The organism is Campylobacter concisus, from assembly GCF_002913745.1.
In the GTDB taxonomy this organism is placed as follows: Bacteria; Campylobacterota; Campylobacteria; order Campylobacterales; family Campylobacteraceae; genus Campylobacter_A; species Campylobacter_A concisus_R.
In genome coordinates this window covers 44,397-60,670 of sequence record NZ_PPCG01000020.1, presented here as the reverse complement: position 1 = coordinate 60,670, position 16,274 = coordinate 44,397, and the positions used below count along the sequence as shown (strand labels likewise).

Here is a 16,274-nt window from a genome sequence, read left to right as displayed (position 1 = left end):
AAAACCAAATTTGACCACTTTTATTTAGAAATTTACAAAAGAGCCAAATCCCTAACTATTTTGCACTTCAGGCTGCCCAAAGAGCCTATTTGCCTCTTTTATCACGCCCTCTTCTCTTTGCTTTTTAAGCTCCTCTGGGCTTTTGCTCTGACTTAGCGACATTAGCTCTTTTGCAAAGTCATTTCGCGGCTGAGATAGCGTATTTACCTTAGTTTCAGGCATTACCTCTGGCTTGCTTGCTGGCTCATCTTTTTGCTCGTCTTGCTGCCTAGCCTTTATCTTGGCGATCTCATCGTCAAGGTAGCTATATTTATCCTGTGGCTCTTGTGACTTAGTTTGAGGCTCTGGCTTTGGGGCAGGAGCTTGGGTTTTAGCATTTACGATCTTTATTTTTTTACCAAAAATTGTATGTAAAATTTCATGCATTACGCCCCAGCTTTTTTTGAAAAAAGCCAACTCATCGCCAGTTGCATTTACGATTAGCCCAAGCTCATTTTCATTTAAAAAGCTAAAACTTATGTGATTTTTAAAAATTTCACCAAGCTCAAAACTTCTATCATAAATTTTTGCCACAAACTGCTCGTATGGCGTCTTTGGCGCTTCTTTTATGGCTAAAATTTGCTCACTCACGCCAGCTTTTGGCTCGATCACAGCCACGCTAGGCTCGCTCTTAGCAAGCTTTATGGCTTCATCGATATCTTGCAGATTTAGCGCCTCTATCATCATAAAGAGCATAAGCATCAGCACAAAGCCATTGTCGCTTGATACGCTTAGCATCGACTTTGCCTGCGCCAAAATCCTAAAAAATCTCTCATATATAAGAAGTGAAAATTTTGGGTCGTTATCTAAAAATCTCTGCTTTAAATTTGCCAAAATTTCATCTATGATCATCTCTGGCTCATAGGTCTCAAGCTCGGTCACAAGCACTCTAATGGCGTTTTTATCGGCATTTGCGACGTGCTCAATGATCTGCTCGATCCTACTTGGATCAAGAAGTCCGAGCATCGCTGCCACGCTTGATTTTGTGATATTACTAGCGCCATAAATGATAGCTTGATCAAGCAGCGTTAGCGTATCTCTTAGCGAGCCGCCGCCGCTTCTAGCTAGTATCTCAAGCGCCTCCCTCTCGTAGCTCACGCCCTCTTTACTAAGGATAAATTCAAGATGTTTTACGATCTCATATCTGCTGATTTGCTTAAATCTAAAATGTTGCGTCCTTGAAAGCACCGTCGTTGGAAGCTTGAGCGGATCAGTGGTCGCTAAGATAAATTTAACATAGCTTGGCGGCTCTTCGAGCGTTTTAAGAAGGGCATTAAACGCCTCTTTTGTTAGCATATGCACTTCGTCGATGATAAAAATTTTATATCTAGCAGCCGTAGGAGCGTATTTTGTCTGCTCGATGAGCTCCCTTATGTCGTCGATCTTTCTATGGCTAGCTGCGTCCATCTCGATGATGTCCATGTGGCGCGACTCGTTTGCCATCACGCACTGCGCACAGACCTCACAAGGCCTAGAAGTTGGCCCTTTCTCGCAGACCAAAGCCTTTGCAAATATCCTAGCACTCGATGTCTTGCCGCTTCCCCTAAGTCCTGAAAATAAATAGGCATGGCTCACTCTGTTTTCGTCAAGTGCGTGGGTTAGGCTCTTGCTTACGGCTTCTTGTCCGATGAGCTCGTCAAAATTTTTTGGTCGATATTTTAGGGCTAGTGCTTGCAACTGCTTTCCTTTTTGCAATTTTAATTTGCAGATTTTATAAAAAAAGGCATAAATTTATGGTTATGATAAAGTTAAATTTTGCTAAATTTAAGCCAAACTTTAGCTAGAAGGATAAATTTGCAAGCATTTTTGTCTGGATTTTTCACCTCTTTATCGCTCATTTTAGCCATTGGCGCGCAAAACACATTTGTGCTAAAACAGGGCATCAAAAGAGAAAATATCTTTATCATCTGCCTCATTTGCGTTATTAGCGACGCCCTCTTGATCTTTGCAGGAGTTTTTGGGCTTGGTAGCCTCGTGCAAAACTTCCCCATCATCAAGGAAATCGCCCTATATGGTGGCTTTTTATTTTTACTATTTTACGCGCTAAAGAGCTTTCACACGTGCTTTTTTAAGGACCTTAGCATGGATACCAGCGGCGAAAACGCCAGATCAAATTTAAAGAAAAATATCCTTTTAACGCTCGCATTTACTTGGCTAAATCCTCACGTCTATCTTGATACGATGATCCTAATAGGCTCTGTTTCTACTAAATTTAAAGATGAAAATTTGATATTTGGCGTGGGAGCCTGCCTTGCCTCATTTTGTTTTTTCTTTACACTTGGCTATCTGGCTAGGTTTTTAGCGCCCATTTTTGCAAGGCCCATCTCTTGGAAAATTTTAGAGTTTTTTGTCGGCCTCATCATGCTCGCCCTTGCTTTCATGATCATTTTTGCTAGCTTCTAGCCTCTTTTTTAGAGCCTCTTTTTTGCGAAGTTCGAGCGCATAAGCTTCATTTAGCGCATCTTCATCGTCCAAATTCGCTCCGTCTAAAAATTTGCGGTAGTCTTCAAACTGCCTATTTTTTATCCCCCAAAGCACGCCAAAAAGCAATGCCGCCCCCATCAAAACCGAGATAAAAACAAGCATCGCAAGAGTCGTTGTATCCACTATTTGTCCTTAAATTTTCTAACTATAAAAAGCGAGTTTAGTATGACGCTTAGCGAGCTTGCCGACATGAAAAGCGCAGCAAATAACGGCATGACGTAGCCACACACGGCAAATGGCAGGCTAAGTGCGTTATAAAGCAGGCAAAAGAGTAAATTTTGCTTTATCGTTTTATAAGTAAATTTTGAAATTTTCACCGCTTTTGCAAGGCTTTGCAGGCTATCATCAAGTAGCACCACGTCACTTTTCTCTAAGCTCACCGCAGCGCCACTTCCCATGCAAATAGCCACGTGAGCAAGGCTAAGCGCGGCTGCGTCGTTTATGCCATCCCCCACCATCAGCACCTTTTTGCCCTGCTGCTTAAGACCGGCTATAAATTTAGCCTTTTCATCAGGTAGCATCCCTGCTCCAAACTCGCTCACGCCAAGCTCATCTGCCACATTTTTTACCACATTTTGCACGTCGCCACTTAGGATACACACCTTCATGCGAACGCTCTTTAGCTCGTCCATCAAAGCCTTTGCCTCAGGCTTTACGCTATCTTTTAGGTAAAATTTAGCCACCAGCTCGCCCTGCTTGCCCACAAAAAAGCTCACATTTTCTTCGTTCTCTTCAAATTTCACCCCATTTTCAGCCAAAAAGCGCCTACTTCCAGCCACAAAACGCTCACCCAAAATATCAGCGCTAACTCCCTTTGCCACGCTTAAATTTGCATTTTCAAGCTCGACTTTTTTTGCACCCTTTTGCTTTAAAAACTCAGCTACCGCCACGCTTATTTGGTGGTTTGAGATAAGGCAAAGCGAGTAAATTTTATCTATACTCACGCCCTCTTTTATAAAAAACTCGCCAACTTCAAATTTAGCCTTTGTGAGCGTCCCAGTCTTGTCAAACACTGCCACATCGCACTTTGCAAGGCTTTCAAAAAATTTAGCCTCCTTAAAAAGCACATTGTTTTTAAAGGCAACCCCAAGGGCGCAAACGCTGCTAACTGGCGTGGCAAGGGCAAGCGCACAAGGGCAAGCGATCACGATGACGCTCACAGCCGTTACTACCGCTTCTGAAAAGCTAAATTTAAAATACCAAAACCAAAATGTGAAAAATGCCAGAGTTAGCACACCAAGAGAGAATTTCGAGGCGATTTTATTGACTGCTAGCTCGATATTTGGCTTTTTTAGCTCTGCGTTTTGGAGTAAATTTATAAGCTTATTAAGATATGAGTTTTTAAAAATTTGCCTTGCCTCATAGACGATCTGCCCGTTTAGACAGACGACGCCACTTTTGACCTCGCCGCCACAGCTTAGCAAAAGTGGCAAGCTTTCGCCTGTTAGGCTTGAGCTGTCCACGCTCGCCTCACCGCTAAGCACCACCCCATCAAGTAGCGCCCTCTCGCCCGATCTAAGCACGATCTTTTCGCCTAAATTTACATCCTTTGGCTCTTTTAAAACGTCCTTGCCATCCTCTAAAACGCACACTTTTGCAAGCAACATATCACTTAAGAAATTTGAAGTCTCAAGCGCCTTTTTCTTGCCTAAAATTTCTAAAAATTTACCGATAAAAACAAAGGTTATGATCATCGCTACCGAGTCAAAATAGCTCTCACCACTTCTTGTAAGCATCGCAAAGATCGAGTAGATATATGTTATGCTAGCCCCTGTGATAACGAGCAGGTCCATATTTGGCGAGGCGTTTTTAATGGCGATCTTCGCCCCTTTAAAAAACTCGCTGCCAGTGTAGAAAAGCACTGGCGTTGCCAGCACAAACTGCGCGAAGCTTAGCAGGTCCTTCACGTCGCTTCTGATACCGCTAAAGTAGCCGCCATACTGCGCGATCGCTAGCCACATGATATTCATCGTGGCAAAGACGCCAACAAGCGCTTTTGCGTAGAAATTTCGCCTTTTTTTGACTAGTTCATCCTCTTTTTGGCTCGCTGCGTAGGCCTTTGGAGTGTAGCCAACGGCGTAAATTTTCTCAATTATTTGCTCCACCAAAAGCTCTTGCTCATCGTAAACGATGACCGCCTTTTGGCTAAGCGAGTTGATATTTACCTCTAAGATACCAGGCAGGCTAAAAAGCGCCTTTTCAAGCAGCCAGATGCACGCTGAGCAGGTTATGCCGTCAATGAGAAGTGAAATTTTAGAAAACTCGCCCTCTTTTGTCACTAGCTCGCTAAAATTTGCCGCTAAATTTTTGACGTTTGCACCGCTACTTGCAGGATTTAGCGTGTTTTTGCCAAGTCGTTCATAAAACTCGCCAAGACCACTTTCATTTAAAATTTCATAGACACCTTTGCAGCCAACACAGCAAAACTTGAGCCCGCCCTTAGCCTCTATCATCACGCTTTCATCAAATATTGATCTACAATGAGCACATCTACTTTGTGGCATTTTTACTTTCTTCTATCTAAAATTTTTTACCAATATTATTGCATCACATGCCTATTACGCACCATATAAATTTGAAGCAGACAAACTGCAAAAAATAGGCACAAATTTCTTCTTTTATTATCCTTATAAAATGGCGAGATTATAGCAAATGAACCATCTTTGAGCAAAAATTTTATTTTATGCCATTTCTTGACAACAAAGTTTTATTTTTATAAAATGCCAAAACTTTCAAAAAACTTTTGAAACTTAGAAATTCTGCAATCTTATCCCCGCATTTAAAGAGGAAAAATGGAAAACAACAACCAAACCGAGCAAAGTGCTGCTCAAAGCGCAAAAACTACAAAAAAACATCAAGCATCAAGAACTCACGTACCAGTCGATGGACACAAGATCGAAGAGCTAAGAACGCTTAGCTTAGATGAACTAGTGCAGATCGCAAATGGCGTTGGCGTCGAAAATCCACGCGAATTTCGCAGGCAGGATTTGATATTTGAGATACTAAAAACCCAGACAAAACAAGGCGGCTTTATACTATTTACTGGAATTTTAGAGATCACAAACGAGGGCTACGGCTTTTTAAGGGCTGTTGATGCAAATTTAAGCGACAGCTCAAACGACGCTTATGTTTCAAACTCGCAGATCCGCAAATTTGCACTTCGTGTGGGCGACATCATCACTGGCCAAGTAAGAGAGCCAAAAGATCAAGAAAAATACTACGCCCTTTTAAAGATCGAGGCGGTAAACTACATGCCTCTAGCAGACGCAAAAGAGAGGCCACTCTTTGACAACTTAACCCCACTTTTCCCAACTGAAAAGCTAAATTTAGAGTATGATCCGATGAAGCTAACGGGCCGTGTGCTTGACCTTTTCACGCCTATTGGCAAGGGTCAGCGTGGCCTCATCGTCGCACCTCCAAGAAGTGGTAAAACTGAGCTTATGAAAGAGCTAGCTCATGGCATCGCTAAAAATCACCCAGAAGCCCAGCTAATGGTGCTTTTGGTTGACGAGAGACCAGAAGAAGTTACCGACATGCAGCGCTGCGTAAAAGGCGAGGTATTTAGCTCGACATTTGACCTGCCAGCGCTTAACCACGTCCGCGTAGCAGAGCTAGTCATCGAAAAGGCAAAACGTCTAGTTGAAATGGGCAAAGACGTCATCATCTTGCTTGATAGCATAACCCGTCTAGCACGCGCCTACAACACAGTAACCCCACCAAGCGGCAAGGTGCTAACAGGCGGCGTGGACGCAAACGCACTTCACAAGCCAAAACGCTTCTTTGGCGCAGCTAGAAACATCGAGCACGGCGGCTCTCTAACCATCATCGCAACTGCTCTTATTGACACTGGCTCACGCATGGATGAAGTGATATTTGAAGAGTTTAAAGGCACTGGAAACAGCGAGATCGTGCTTGACCGCAACATCTCAGACCGCAGAATTTACCCAGCTATCAACGTGCTAAAATCAGGCACCAGAAAAGAAGAGCTACTTCAAAAACCTGACGAGCTTCAAAAAATTTGGGCTATCCGCTCTGCGATCGCGACAATGGACGACGTCGAAGCGCTTAAATTCTTATACGCAAAAATGCTAAAAACAAAAGACAACAAAGAGCTTCTCTCTATCCTAAACGAGTAAATTCAACTGAGCTTGAAGCCCTTGCTTTGAGCTCAAATTTTTACTTAAAATATAAACTCTAGCTTTTCTAGCCAAAAATATCTTAAAAATTTTGAATTTTCTAGCACTTGCAGTTATAAGAAAGATTACGATTATTTACTAAATTTTTCTATATCTTGATTGATTAAATTTTCATATTCGCAAAGCTCGTTGCAAGTCTTTTTGCTCTGCTCGATAAGCTCGTCAAATTTAAATCCAAGCATCACGATACGATAAAGGTTAGGCTTGTGTTTTCGCCAGTTGTAAAGCGTTGCGACATCAACGTCTAAATGATAAGCCATATCACGTTTTGTCATCTTAGCCACTTTACACTCCTTCTTTTTGAGTGATTTTATAAATTTTATTCTGATAAGAAAACAATTGAATTATTTTATGTTTTTTATTATTTTAATTGAATATTTAAATTTTATTTAATATAAGAAAATTTAAAATAGCCACGTAACATTTTTTAAATAAGGAGTAAAAATGAAAAATGTAGTTTTAAAAGTTGCTTTAGGTTTAAGCCTAGCTAGTGCCGTCGCTTTAGCTCAAGGAGCCTTTGTAGGATTTGAAGGAGATTATTCTTTTAACTCAAATTTAACAGCAAAAAGTGACAATGGCAAATCAAAAGCTAAAAAAGCACAACCCGGTCTTGGCATAAAAGCTGGTTATGACTTTGATGTGGCTAGAGTTTATGGAGCATACATATATGATTTTAAAGTTAAGAAAACAGCAAATGACGAAGATAAAAGCGTAGCTGAGTGGAAAACTCATAAATTTATAGTTGGAGCTAACTATACTCCAAGCGTAGCAAAAGATCTTAAACTAGTTCTTGGTGGCTACACTGGTTTTTCAAAGCTTAAACTAAGAGGTGGCGATGCTGAAAATCCGATGGAAAGTGCTAGCACGAACGGCTGGATACTAGGTGCAAGAGTTGGTGCAGAATACTCTATAAATGAAAACAATACAGTTGAGTTTGGTTTAAAAGCTGATAGAACGAAATATCGCTCTATAGCAAAATATGATAATGCAAAAATAAAAGAGACAAATGTCGGTCTTTATATGGGATATACATATAAATTTTAATAATTCACAAGCTCAAATTTCAAAGCAAATTTGAGCTTTTAACTAACTGCCCTACTTTTAAAATAAGCTATAAATTTAATAAATTTTCTAAATTTTCGCCGTCTAAGCGGTAGGTTCTCCACTCAAGAGATTGATTATTAGCGCCCATGCTTTCATAAAATTTGATGCTTGGCTCATTCCAGTTTAGGCAGCACCACTCAAGCCTTTTTAAATTTTCATCCTTGCAAATTTGAGCTAAAAATTTAAAAAATGCCTTGCCGATGCCTTGATTTCTAAACTCTTTTTTGACGTAGATGTCCTCAAGATAGATCCCGCCAAGCCCCAAAAATGTGGAAAATGTGTAAAAATAGATAGCATATCCTATCGCCCTGCCCTCACTCTCGCAAATAAGGGCTTTTGCGTGATTTTTATTAAAGATGGAGTCTGCAAAAATTTCATTTGTAAAAGTAACTTGATCGCTCATCTTTTCATAGCTCGCAAGCTCTCTTACAAGCTCGCAAATTACATCTATATCGGCTCTCGTTGCTTTTCTTATTTGAAATTTCATTAATTATCTCCAAAGAGTGCTTTTAGGTCTTTAACCATTTCGCCATTTTCGCCGCTGCTACTAGTTTTTAAGCCAAGCTCATTTAGCTCGATCTCATAGCCAGTTAGCATGCTTGCTAGGCGGATATTTATGCCATTTTTACCGATCGCCTTACTCTTTTGTTCGCTTGCAAGTGTCACGATCGCCTTATTTTCTTCGATCTTTACAGATGTGATGATCGCAGGTGCCATAGCGCGAGCCACCAAGATCGCTGGCTCTGTGGTGTATTCGATCGCGTCGATACTCTCGCCATGAAGCTCTTTACTTACGGCATTTATCCTAACGCCCTTTGTGCCGACCGTTGCGCCGACTGGATCGATATTTGGAGTGGTCGAGATGAGCGCTACTTTAGCCCTTTCGCCAGGGATTCTCGCACTTCCTTGGATAATGATGCCGCCATCTTTTATCTCAGGCACCTCTGAAGTTAGCAGCGCTTCAAGAAATTTAGGTGATGTCCTTGAAAGTTCGACCTTTATGCCTAAATTTTTATCTGTAAAAACCTTTCTAATGACCGCTTTTACCACGTCGCCTACTTTAAATTTCTCGCCTTTTATGCGGTTTTTACGTGGCAAGATGGCACGAAGCTCGTCTATCTCGATAAATGTGTTTTCATCGTTATCGACCCTTACAACTGGACCAAAGACCATGTGACCGCTCATCTCATTATATTTTTGTAAAATTTTCTCTTCTACTAGGCGCTGGATGTGATACTCAAGCTCTTTGTGAAGCGTTTGAGCTGCGGTTCTGCCAAGGTTATCAAGGCTTAGCTCGTAAGTGAGCTCATCGCCGATCTCTACGCCACTATCTATCTTTTTAGCCTCTTTTAAGCTTAAAAAGTGCTCATTGTCTTCAGCAAGCCTCTCATCGTCGTTTGCTACGATTGAAATTTTTTGATAAAGCTTTAAATTTTTATTTGCATCGATGCTCACGTCATACTCATAATTTTCGCCATAAACCCTTTTTGCAGTGTTTATCAAGGCTCTTATGACGCGCTCTTTTACATCTTCTATCTCTAAATTTTTCTCATTGGCAATTGACTCTATAATGTCTGATATTCTTTCCATTTTTTCTCCATTGTGACGATAAATTTCGGGGATTTTTCGTGAAGTTTTGAAATTATACATAAGCCATACTTTTAATAACTTTAAGCTTGTTATTAACTTTTATTTAATCCTTTTTTTATGATGATTTGGGTATATTGACCGATTAAAATTTAAGATTTTGAAAGGATTAAAAATGGAGCTAAAACTTGCAAGAGCCGAATTAGACGCAAAACCAAAAACGATTTCACTAGAAAAGATAGAGGCAGCTGTCGAAAAAGAGGGTCAGAAAATTTTCTATTTTGATAAAGAAAACACACACAAACAACTAATCGCCCTAGTAGAGCATTTTGAAGAAAAAGGGCTAAGCGTTTATCACAGAACCGTAAAATACGGGCTTGATGATAGCGATTATATGTATGAAGTGCATATACTTTAATGAGTAAAAAACTCTTTATCCAAACTTTAGGTTGTGCTATGAATGTTCGTGACAGCGAGCATATCATAGCCGAGCTCTCACAAAAAGAAGACTACTCCTTAACACAAAACATCGAAGAAGCTGATTTAATCCTTATAAATACCTGCTCAGTTCGTGAAAAGCCAGTTCATAAGCTTTTTAGCGAGGTCGGAGCCTTTGAAAAAGCCAAAAAAAGAGGTGCTAAAATAGGCGTTTGTGGCTGCACTGCAAGCCATTTGGGTAGTGAAATTTTCAAGCGCGCGCCTTATGTTGATTTTGTTCTTGGCGCAAGAAATGTCAGCAAGATCACAAAGGCGGTAAATACGCCTAAATTTATCTCAACCGACATCAACCACGACGAGAGCGAATATGCATTTGGCGAATTTAGAGGCTCACCATACAAAAGCCACATCAACATCTCGATCGGCTGCGATAAAAAATGCACCTACTGCATCGTCCCACACACCAGAGGCGATGAAATTTCTATCCCTTCAAGCCTCATCCTAAAAGAGGTAGAAAAGGCCGCAAAAAGCGGCGCAAAAGAGATATTTTTACTAGGGCAAAATGTCAATAACTACGGCAAAAGATTTTCAGGTGTGCAAGAAAATATCGATTTTAGCGACCTTCTAGTAAAGATAAGCGAGATAGAGGGCGTTGAGAGGATAAGATTTACAAGCCCACACCCACTTCACATGGATGATAAATTTCTTGAAATTTTCACAAATAACCCAAAAATTTGCAAGTCTATGCACATGCCACTTCAAAGCGGAAACACAAAAGTTTTGCGTGAAATGAAGCGTGGATACACAAAAGAGTGGTTTTTAGACCGAGCGCTAAGACTTAGAAAGATGTGTCCAGACGTGAGCATCTCGACTGATATCATCGTCGCATTTCCAGGCGAGAGCGACAATGAATTTGAAGATACGATGGACGTGCTTGAGCAAGTTAGATTTGAGCAAATTTTTAGCTTTAAGTATTCGCCTCGTCCGCTTACAAAGGCAGCTACTTTTACAAATCAAATAGACGACAAGACCGCTTCAGAAAGGCTAACACGCCTGCAAAATCGCCACAGCGAAATTTTAGACGAGATCGTGGCGGCGCAAAAAGATAAAATTTTTGATGTATATTTTGAAGAGCTAAGGGCAAATGGCGGCGTTGCTGGGCGAAGTTTTAACAACTTTTTAATTCAAGTTGATGGCAGCGAGGAGCTTCTTGGCACTACGCAAAAAGTAAAGATCACAAATCCAAAACGAATGGTTTTGTATGGCGAGCTGCAAATTTAAAAACACCCTTGAAAAGGTTGCCCTAAGTGTTGGCGTCTTTTCCATCTACATTTTGATGTGGCTCATTTTTCTAACCTGCAAAAAGAGCTACACTCCAAATTTCTTACCACAAAATGGCTGCGTCGTCGTCTTTTGGCACGGCAGACTTAGCTTTATGAGCTTTGCTTACAGACGCTGGTGGAGCAGTCAAAACAGAAAACAAGGCAAGGTGATAATAAGCGACCACAAAGATGGCGAGCTCATCACCAGAATAATCAATTTTTTTGGTATCGGCACCATTAGAGGCAGCAGCTCAAAAGGCGGTGCAAGGGCGCTCATAGAAGCCCTAAGAGAGATAAAGCAAGGCCACGACGTCATCATCACGCCAGATGGCCCACGCGGACCAAGACACAGCGTCGCAGACGGAGCTGCAGTGATCGCACAAAAGTCATCTTGCGAAATTTACGCTCTAAATTTCGAAGCAAACTCGTTTTGGGAATTTAAAAGCTGGGATAAGATGATACTTCCAAAGCCATTTTCAACTATAAATTTTAGCCTCTCAGCCCCTTTTAGCGTGGCAAATTTAGATCAAAAAGAGGCAAAAGAGAAGATACAAAACGAACTTTGGCAGGCCTCGCAAAACGACGGTGGTAAGAGCGTGGAGCAAAATCAAGAAGATTTTAGATCAAATTTAAAAATTTGGTGGAAAAAGTATGCTCATAAAAATCCACAAATAAGCGACGAGATAAAAGAAATTTTGGACGAAATTTATGAAAAATAAACTATCTATTTTTATAGCCATCTTTCTAATTATTTTATTTGGGCTATTTTTTTACAGCGACAACTCCTATAAGCTCGCTCTTGAAGCAAAATTTTTATACGAAAACAAAGAGTACGAAAAAGCCTTAAATTTAAGCCAAAAAGCACTTGATATAGATATTTATAACAAAATGGCAAATACTGTGCTAAACCAAAGCAAGGCTGCTATCAAATTTAGCTCATACATAAAAAATGGCAAAGAGTATCTTGAGCGCATCAAAAAAATGAGCCAAAGTAGCGTCAGCAAGGCTGATAGTGAACGCATTAAGATGATGTGTGATGTGATGATAGAGGATTTTGACGACCTTAAAAACTCAGCCCTACTTGATAGTGAGCTAAAAAATGAAGCTTTAAATACAAAAGAGATTTTCGTTAAGCTTAAAAACGAGCTGTTTTAAACTTATTTAATCCCTTTTTAGCTACCATAACAAAAATTATGCACTAAATTTAGGAGAGTTATGTCTTTTAGCATCAAAAAGCTTTTTTCAAACCTTTTCTTAAGCGCCGTGATCGAGGGCAATGAGTGCGTTTTTTACGGTCAGGTCTTTAGAAATGGCAAGCTTATAAAAACCATAAATGCTAAATTTACAGACATAAGCATCGATAGTGTCGATGAAAAAGTTTTAAAATACATAGAGGAGCAAGAAAAGGCCTATTTTGGCGTCTATGTTTCGCTCTTTTTTAACGACGACTCACAAGGTGCGCTGCCTACTGCTAACTTTGACGAGTACAAGAAATTTAACATCAACACGCAAAATTTAACCAGCCTTGTGATGCAAGATAGCTGGAGTATATATGCAAATTTAAATGCTATAAGAAGATATAAAAACCTCTTTGGACAAGGTAGTGTCGATCTTATCTACTCGCCTATCGCCCTGCTCTTTCACGAGCTTTTAAAGCGTGGAATTTCGCCAAAAACCACACTATATCTCTACATCCACTCGCACTCTTTTGCGCTTGCGATATTTAAAGACAAGCAGATGAAGCTCTCGACGTTTTTAAATATGGGTGACGCTGAAGAGGGCAACGAAGAGATCGAAAGCCTAAAAGAAGAGGATATAACAGACATAGATAACCTTATAGTTAAAGAAGAAGATGGCGCAACTGTGCTTGATGATTTTAAGAGTTTGGATGATTTTTTAAGCGATGATAAACCAAAAGAATTTGAAGATCTAAACTACGAACTAAACATGCCAGCTTCGACCAATGTCGAGAAGTCAGTGGCGATCTTTGGGCGCGATATGAAGATGTTTGACTACATCGCAAAAGCTATGAAAGAATTTTATGAAAATCCAATCTACGGCGGCGATTTTATCGAGCAGATCATCGTTTTTGAAAACACAAAGACAAGCGCAACCTTTTTACAATACCTGCAATCAGAGCTATTTGTGGAGACATCAAGCTATCCGATCAACACAAATCACATCATGAATGAGATCATGCAAGAAGAGATAACACTATGAAATTTAGCTTCATCACTCCAGAACCAAGACCGCTTCTATCTATCTTTAGCAAGCTCTGGCTAAGCCTTATTGGCTTTGTCTTTGTGGTGCTTTTGGTGGCAAATTTCTTCATCGTTTATAAAAACTACTCAACCAAAAAAAATATAGAATTTCTAGCAAACGAGCAAAAAGAGCTTAGCCAAAAGATAGTCACTACGGATGAAATTTCAGCTAGGCTTGGCGTGCAGATAGACTCGGCAAACGACATCTTTACGTCAAATTCTATCCTAAAGCAAAGCTTGCACAACCTTTTTGACCTTGTGCCTGATAGCATCACGCTTGAAGAGGTCTTTATGGATAAAAATTCACTCATCATCCGCGGTATAACGCCCACAAAGGATGTCTTTAACCAGCTTTTAGCGTCGCCACTAAGGTCGATTTTCACCACGTCAAACACTAGCTTTTATCAGAGCAAAAACGGCTGGTACGGCTTTATAAGCACAAATAAGATTGATAATTCTGAGGGATATAATGAGTAAAAAAGATACAAGCTTAGAAAAAATCGACCCTGTAAAGCTTTTACTTTTTATATTTGCTTTTATCATAGTTTGCTTCATTATGATATTTGGCTTTATCGTGCCAAACATAAAAGAATTTAAAAGCCTCTCAAGACAAAACTACTCGCAAACCTCATCATATACGAAAGTAAAAAATGAATTTGAAGCTAAATTTAAAGCACTTGAAGCGACAAGACAAAAAGATGGCGCTATCATCTTGGCTTATGATACAGCTTTTGATAAGGATAAATTTATAAATTTCGCATCGCAATTTTTTAGCGAAGTGAGCCTTAGCAAGATAGAAGAAGGCGAGAATAACGCAACCGAGAAGTTTTTTAGATACCGCCTAAACGTCACTAGCTCGCTTAAAACCCCGCAGAAATTTTATGACTTTTTAGATGCACTTAGCAGCTACGACAGCATCATAAAAGCCGAATTTCCTATCGTCATGAAAGGCGAAAACGATAAGATCCACACAACCTTTAACATAAAAGTTTTTGGGTTGAAGTAACCAAATTTAATAAATTTCTCCACATAAAATTAAAATCGCACTGCTCTTAGCAAATACTTGGATATAAAAAAGCTAGAGCCATCTCTGCTAAGGTGCCAAACAAGCTCTTACACGCGTAGATGCTGGCACACAAAGCGAGATTATAAAACTATGTAAAGAACTTCAAACCACGATCATAATGGCGACAAAAGATCTTTTTGAAAGCAGGATCAAATTTAAAGAAATTTACGAATACGATATGAAGAGCAAGCAGCTTTTCAAAAATGGTGAAGAGGTGCAAATGCCAAAAAATGAGGCAAAACTCTTCTTTTTGCTTGTGAGTAATATAGAAAAAGTTGTAAGTTACGAAGTGATCGAAAACTATGTCTGGGGTGAAAAATCGATGAGCAACGAAGCGCTTAGAATGACTATCAAAAAGATAAGAGCAAAAACTGACGCCGACCTCATCAAAAACATCTCAGGCGTGGGATATAGACTTAGCGGAGCAAATTAAATTTAACTTTGTGTAGCTTTTATAAATTTAAGCTACACAAATTTTTACTTTTTATCCACGCATTTGCCAAGTTGGCAGGCTCTTTTATAAAGCGCATCTGCCTTTGTTTCATCGCCGCTTAGCTTTGCAAGCAAGAAGCACGACTGTGCATACTCAAGCTCGCAGCTCTTTGCCAAAAGCTTTAAAACTCTAGCCTCGGCCTTAGTTCTATCTATCTTATGAGTTTTTAAATTTTCGCTTTCGATGTAGGATTTTAGTCCCATTGCCTCGTTGTAGCAGCCAACGCCGTCGCCACTATCGCAAGCTAGTTTATAAAGCTTTAGAGCCTTTTCGATATCTTTTTGCTCATCGACTAGCCCTTGCTCATAAATTTGACCTAAATTTGAGCAAGCAGTCGCAAGCCCAGCGTTGCAAGCCTTTTCGTAGTAGCCTTTTGCCTTTACGAAGTCCTTTTCGTTGCTAAAATTTACAGCTAGGTTGTTGCAGTCGATGCTATTTCCGCTCTCGCAGTTTTGCACCATTTTCTCTTTTTCAAGCTCAAGACGCTCCGCCCTAGCCTCTTCATCACTTTGCCAAAAGCCAAAGCTCACCATCTTTTGCCACGACCAGCAGCCACTTAGCATAAAGCTAGCAGCTACGATAAGCCCAAAATTTAAAACTTTTTTCACTTAATTTCCTGCTTACATGCCAAGCTTTGCGCCAAGTCTTTTCATCTGTGGGCACGCCTTATTTAGACCACGAAAGCAAGCGACTTTGTAAATCCCATAAGCTCTCTTTTCGTCCTTGTTCATACCAAGACCTAGCTCATACATCGCGCCGATATTTGCGCAGCTTGGCAGATCTCCAGCGTTGCAAGCGTTTGTGTAGGCCTCCATCGCTAGATAGTAGTCTTGTTTTACGATCTCGCCCTTGCGGTAGGCGTTTCCTAGGTGGTAGCAAGCTTGTACGCCGCCACTGTTGCAGCTATCTTTGTAAATTTCGACCGCTTTTTTTGGATCTTTTTTCACGCCAAGGCCGTTTTCATAGAGCGTGCCAAGATTTGAGCAAGCAAGCTGCACTTTCGCATCGCAAGCCTTTTTGTAGTTTGCATAGGCATTGTCATACTCTTTCATAAGCTCAAAATTTACACCCAAGTCGTTGCAAGCTTCAGCATCGCCGCTCTCGCATTTTGGTGTTAAAAGATCGATGGCATTTTTTGAAATTTGCTCTTTGTTTTGCACCACCTTTTCGTCCTTTGGTTGCTGCCATGAGTCATCTTGCTTTGGCATATCCCCGATACCAATCACGTTTAAGCAACCTGTGAAAAATAGAGCAGTTAAAAGTAGTAGATATTTTTTCATTTTT

At 40.3% G+C, this 16,274-nt stretch carries 19 protein-coding genes; 11 read left to right on the top strand and 8 right to left on the bottom strand.

Going from position 1 to position 16,274, the window contains the following annotated elements; translation table 11 throughout:
• Positions 1-51: 51 nt before the first annotated feature.
• A complete protein-coding gene (locus tag CYO90_RS02270; protein WP_103578293.1) occupies positions 52-1,716 on the bottom strand; it encodes a DNA polymerase III subunit gamma/tau in 1,665 nt (554 codons plus the stop codon).
• 117 nt (positions 1,717-1,833) lie between these two features.
• Here CYO90_RS02270 and CYO90_RS02265 point away from each other — a divergent pair, with 117 nt between their 5' ends.
• Entirely contained in the window at positions 1,834-2,442 is a 609-nt protein-coding gene (locus tag CYO90_RS02265; protein ID WP_258030626.1) for a LysE/ArgO family amino acid transporter, read from the top strand.
• Here the strand turns inward: CYO90_RS02265 and ccoS are convergent.
• The gene (gene ccoS / locus CYO90_RS02260) at positions 2,377-2,646 is read right to left on the bottom strand and encodes a cbb3-type cytochrome oxidase assembly protein CcoS (RefSeq protein ID WP_103578291.1); all 270 of its coding nucleotides are present in this window, start codon (positions 2,644-2,646) and stop codon (positions 2,377-2,379) included. The genes CYO90_RS02265 and ccoS overlap by 66 nt on opposite strands.
• A complete protein-coding gene (locus CYO90_RS02255; protein ID WP_103578290.1) occupies positions 2,646-5,027 on the bottom strand; it encodes a heavy metal translocating P-type ATPase in 2,382 nt (793 codons plus the stop codon). Before CYO90_RS02255 ends, ccoS begins: the two co-directional genes overlap by 1 nt.
• Positions 5,028-5,315: 288 nt before the next feature.
• Here CYO90_RS02255 and rho point away from each other — a divergent pair, with 288 nt between their 5' ends.
• On the top strand, positions 5,316-6,659 hold the full coding sequence (gene rho / locus CYO90_RS02250) for a transcription termination factor Rho (protein ID WP_009294026.1): 1,344 nt from the start codon (positions 5,316-5,318) through the stop codon (positions 6,657-6,659).
• Between the two features lie 131 nt (positions 6,660-6,790).
• Here rho and CYO90_RS02245 read toward each other — a convergent pair whose 3' ends face one another.
• On the bottom strand, positions 6,791-7,003 hold the full coding sequence (locus CYO90_RS02245) for a transcriptional regulator (protein ID WP_002941953.1): 213 nt from the start codon (positions 7,001-7,003) through the stop codon (positions 6,791-6,793).
• Positions 7,004-7,163: 160 nt separating this feature from the next.
• On the opposite strand from CYO90_RS02245, the gene CYO90_RS02240 reads away from it, so the two are divergent.
• Positions 7,164-7,763, top strand: coding sequence for an outer membrane beta-barrel protein (locus tag CYO90_RS02240; RefSeq protein WP_103578289.1), 600 nt, complete (start codon positions 7,164-7,166; stop codon positions 7,761-7,763).
• Positions 7,764-7,830: 67 nt separating this feature from the next.
• Here the strand turns inward: CYO90_RS02240 and CYO90_RS02235 are convergent, their stop codons facing one another.
• A complete protein-coding gene (locus CYO90_RS02235; protein ID WP_103578288.1) occupies positions 7,831-8,310 on the bottom strand; it encodes a GNAT family N-acetyltransferase in 480 nt (159 codons plus the stop codon).
• Positions 8,310-9,413: a transcription termination factor NusA gene (nusA, locus tag CYO90_RS02230; RefSeq protein WP_103578287.1), complete on the bottom strand. Its 1,104-nt coding sequence runs from the start codon at positions 9,411-9,413 to the stop codon at positions 8,310-8,312. The genes CYO90_RS02235 and nusA overlap by 1 nt, the downstream gene beginning before the upstream one ends.
• Positions 9,414-9,585: 172 nt before the next feature.
• Here nusA and CYO90_RS02225 point away from each other — a divergent pair, with 172 nt between their 5' ends.
• From CYO90_RS02225 to CYO90_RS02190, 8 genes are all read left to right on the top strand, one after another.
• Complete coding sequence (locus tag CYO90_RS02225) at positions 9,586-9,828, top strand: HP0268 family nuclease (RefSeq protein WP_002941786.1); 243 nt, start codon at positions 9,586-9,588, stop codon at positions 9,826-9,828.
• On the top strand, positions 9,828-11,129 hold the full coding sequence (gene miaB / locus CYO90_RS02220; protein WP_103578286.1) for a tRNA (N6-isopentenyl adenosine(37)-C2)-methylthiotransferase MiaB: 1,302 nt from the start codon (positions 9,828-9,830) through the stop codon (positions 11,127-11,129). The genes CYO90_RS02225 and miaB overlap by 1 nt, the downstream gene beginning before the upstream one ends.
• Positions 11,110-11,889 (top strand): lysophospholipid acyltransferase family protein, encoded by a 780-nt coding sequence (locus CYO90_RS02215; RefSeq protein ID WP_103578285.1) that lies wholly within the window; start codon positions 11,110-11,112, stop codon positions 11,887-11,889. The genes miaB and CYO90_RS02215 overlap by 20 nt, the downstream gene beginning before the upstream one ends.
• Positions 11,879-12,325, top strand: coding sequence for a hypothetical protein (locus tag CYO90_RS02210; protein WP_103578284.1), 447 nt, complete (start codon positions 11,879-11,881; stop codon positions 12,323-12,325). The genes CYO90_RS02215 and CYO90_RS02210 overlap by 11 nt, the downstream gene beginning before the upstream one ends.
• Positions 12,326-12,385: 60 nt before the next feature.
• Positions 12,386-13,390 (top strand): hypothetical protein, encoded by a 1,005-nt coding sequence (locus CYO90_RS02205; RefSeq protein ID WP_103578283.1) that lies wholly within the window; start codon positions 12,386-12,388, stop codon positions 13,388-13,390.
• On the top strand, positions 13,387-13,908 hold the full coding sequence (locus CYO90_RS02200; RefSeq protein WP_103578282.1) for a hypothetical protein: 522 nt from the start codon (positions 13,387-13,389) through the stop codon (positions 13,906-13,908). Before CYO90_RS02205 ends, CYO90_RS02200 begins: the two co-directional genes overlap by 4 nt.
• Positions 13,901-14,437, top strand: a complete 537-nt coding sequence (locus CYO90_RS02195; RefSeq protein WP_002942078.1) for a hypothetical protein — start codon at positions 13,901-13,903, stop codon at positions 14,435-14,437. Before CYO90_RS02200 ends, CYO90_RS02195 begins: the two co-directional genes overlap by 8 nt.
• 178 nt (positions 14,438-14,615) lie before the next feature.
• Positions 14,616-14,930, top strand: a complete 315-nt coding sequence (locus tag CYO90_RS02190; protein WP_103578281.1) for a winged helix-turn-helix domain-containing protein — start codon at positions 14,616-14,618, stop codon at positions 14,928-14,930.
• Positions 14,931-14,974: 44 nt separating this feature from the next.
• Here the strand turns inward: CYO90_RS02190 and CYO90_RS02185 are convergent, their stop codons facing one another.
• Both CYO90_RS02185 and CYO90_RS02180 read right to left on the bottom strand, forming a co-directional pair.
• Positions 14,975-15,598, bottom strand: coding sequence for a tetratricopeptide repeat protein (locus tag CYO90_RS02185; RefSeq protein WP_103575803.1), 624 nt, complete (start codon positions 15,596-15,598; stop codon positions 14,975-14,977).
• A gap of 12 nt (positions 15,599-15,610) precedes the next feature.
• Positions 15,611-16,270: a tetratricopeptide repeat protein gene (locus tag CYO90_RS02180; RefSeq protein WP_103578280.1), complete on the bottom strand. Its 660-nt coding sequence runs from the start codon at positions 16,268-16,270 to the stop codon at positions 15,611-15,613.
• Between the last annotated feature and the right edge of the window lie 4 nt (positions 16,271-16,274).

Excerpts from the sequence above, each read along its gene's own strand:
- CYO90_RS02255 (WP_103578290.1), bottom strand. The coding sequence starts at position 5,027 with ATGCCACAAAGTAGATGTGCTCATTGTAGATCAATATTTGATGAAAGC.
- rho (WP_009294026.1), top strand. The coding sequence starts at position 5,316 with ATGGAAAACAACAACCAAACCGAGCAAAGTGCTGCTCAAAGCGCAAAA.
- CYO90_RS02240 (WP_103578289.1), top strand. The coding sequence starts at position 7,164 with ATGAAAAATGTAGTTTTAAAAGTTGCTTTAGGTTTAAGCCTAGCTAGT.
- CYO90_RS02235 (WP_103578288.1), bottom strand. The coding sequence starts at position 8,310 with ATGAAATTTCAAATAAGAAAAGCAACGAGAGCCGATATAGATGTAATT.
- nusA (WP_103578287.1), bottom strand. The coding sequence starts at position 9,413 with ATGGAAAGAATATCAGACATTATAGAGTCAATTGCCAATGAGAAAAAT.
- CYO90_RS02225 (WP_002941786.1), top strand. The coding sequence starts at position 9,586 with ATGGAGCTAAAACTTGCAAGAGCCGAATTAGACGCAAAACCAAAAACG.
- miaB (WP_103578286.1), top strand. The coding sequence starts at position 9,828 with ATGAGTAAAAAACTCTTTATCCAAACTTTAGGTTGTGCTATGAATGTT.
- CYO90_RS02215 (WP_103578285.1), top strand. The coding sequence starts at position 11,110 with ATGGCGAGCTGCAAATTTAAAAACACCCTTGAAAAGGTTGCCCTAAGT.
- CYO90_RS02210 (WP_103578284.1), top strand. The coding sequence starts at position 11,879 with ATGAAAAATAAACTATCTATTTTTATAGCCATCTTTCTAATTATTTTA.
- CYO90_RS02205 (WP_103578283.1), top strand. The coding sequence starts at position 12,386 with ATGTCTTTTAGCATCAAAAAGCTTTTTTCAAACCTTTTCTTAAGCGCC.
- CYO90_RS02200 (WP_103578282.1), top strand. The coding sequence starts at position 13,387 with ATGAAATTTAGCTTCATCACTCCAGAACCAAGACCGCTTCTATCTATC.
- CYO90_RS02195 (WP_002942078.1), top strand. The coding sequence starts at position 13,901 with ATGAGTAAAAAAGATACAAGCTTAGAAAAAATCGACCCTGTAAAGCTT.
- CYO90_RS02190 (WP_103578281.1), top strand. The coding sequence starts at position 14,616 with ATGGCGACAAAAGATCTTTTTGAAAGCAGGATCAAATTTAAAGAAATT.
- CYO90_RS02180 (WP_103578280.1), bottom strand. The coding sequence starts at position 16,270 with ATGAAAAAATATCTACTACTTTTAACTGCTCTATTTTTCACAGGTTGC.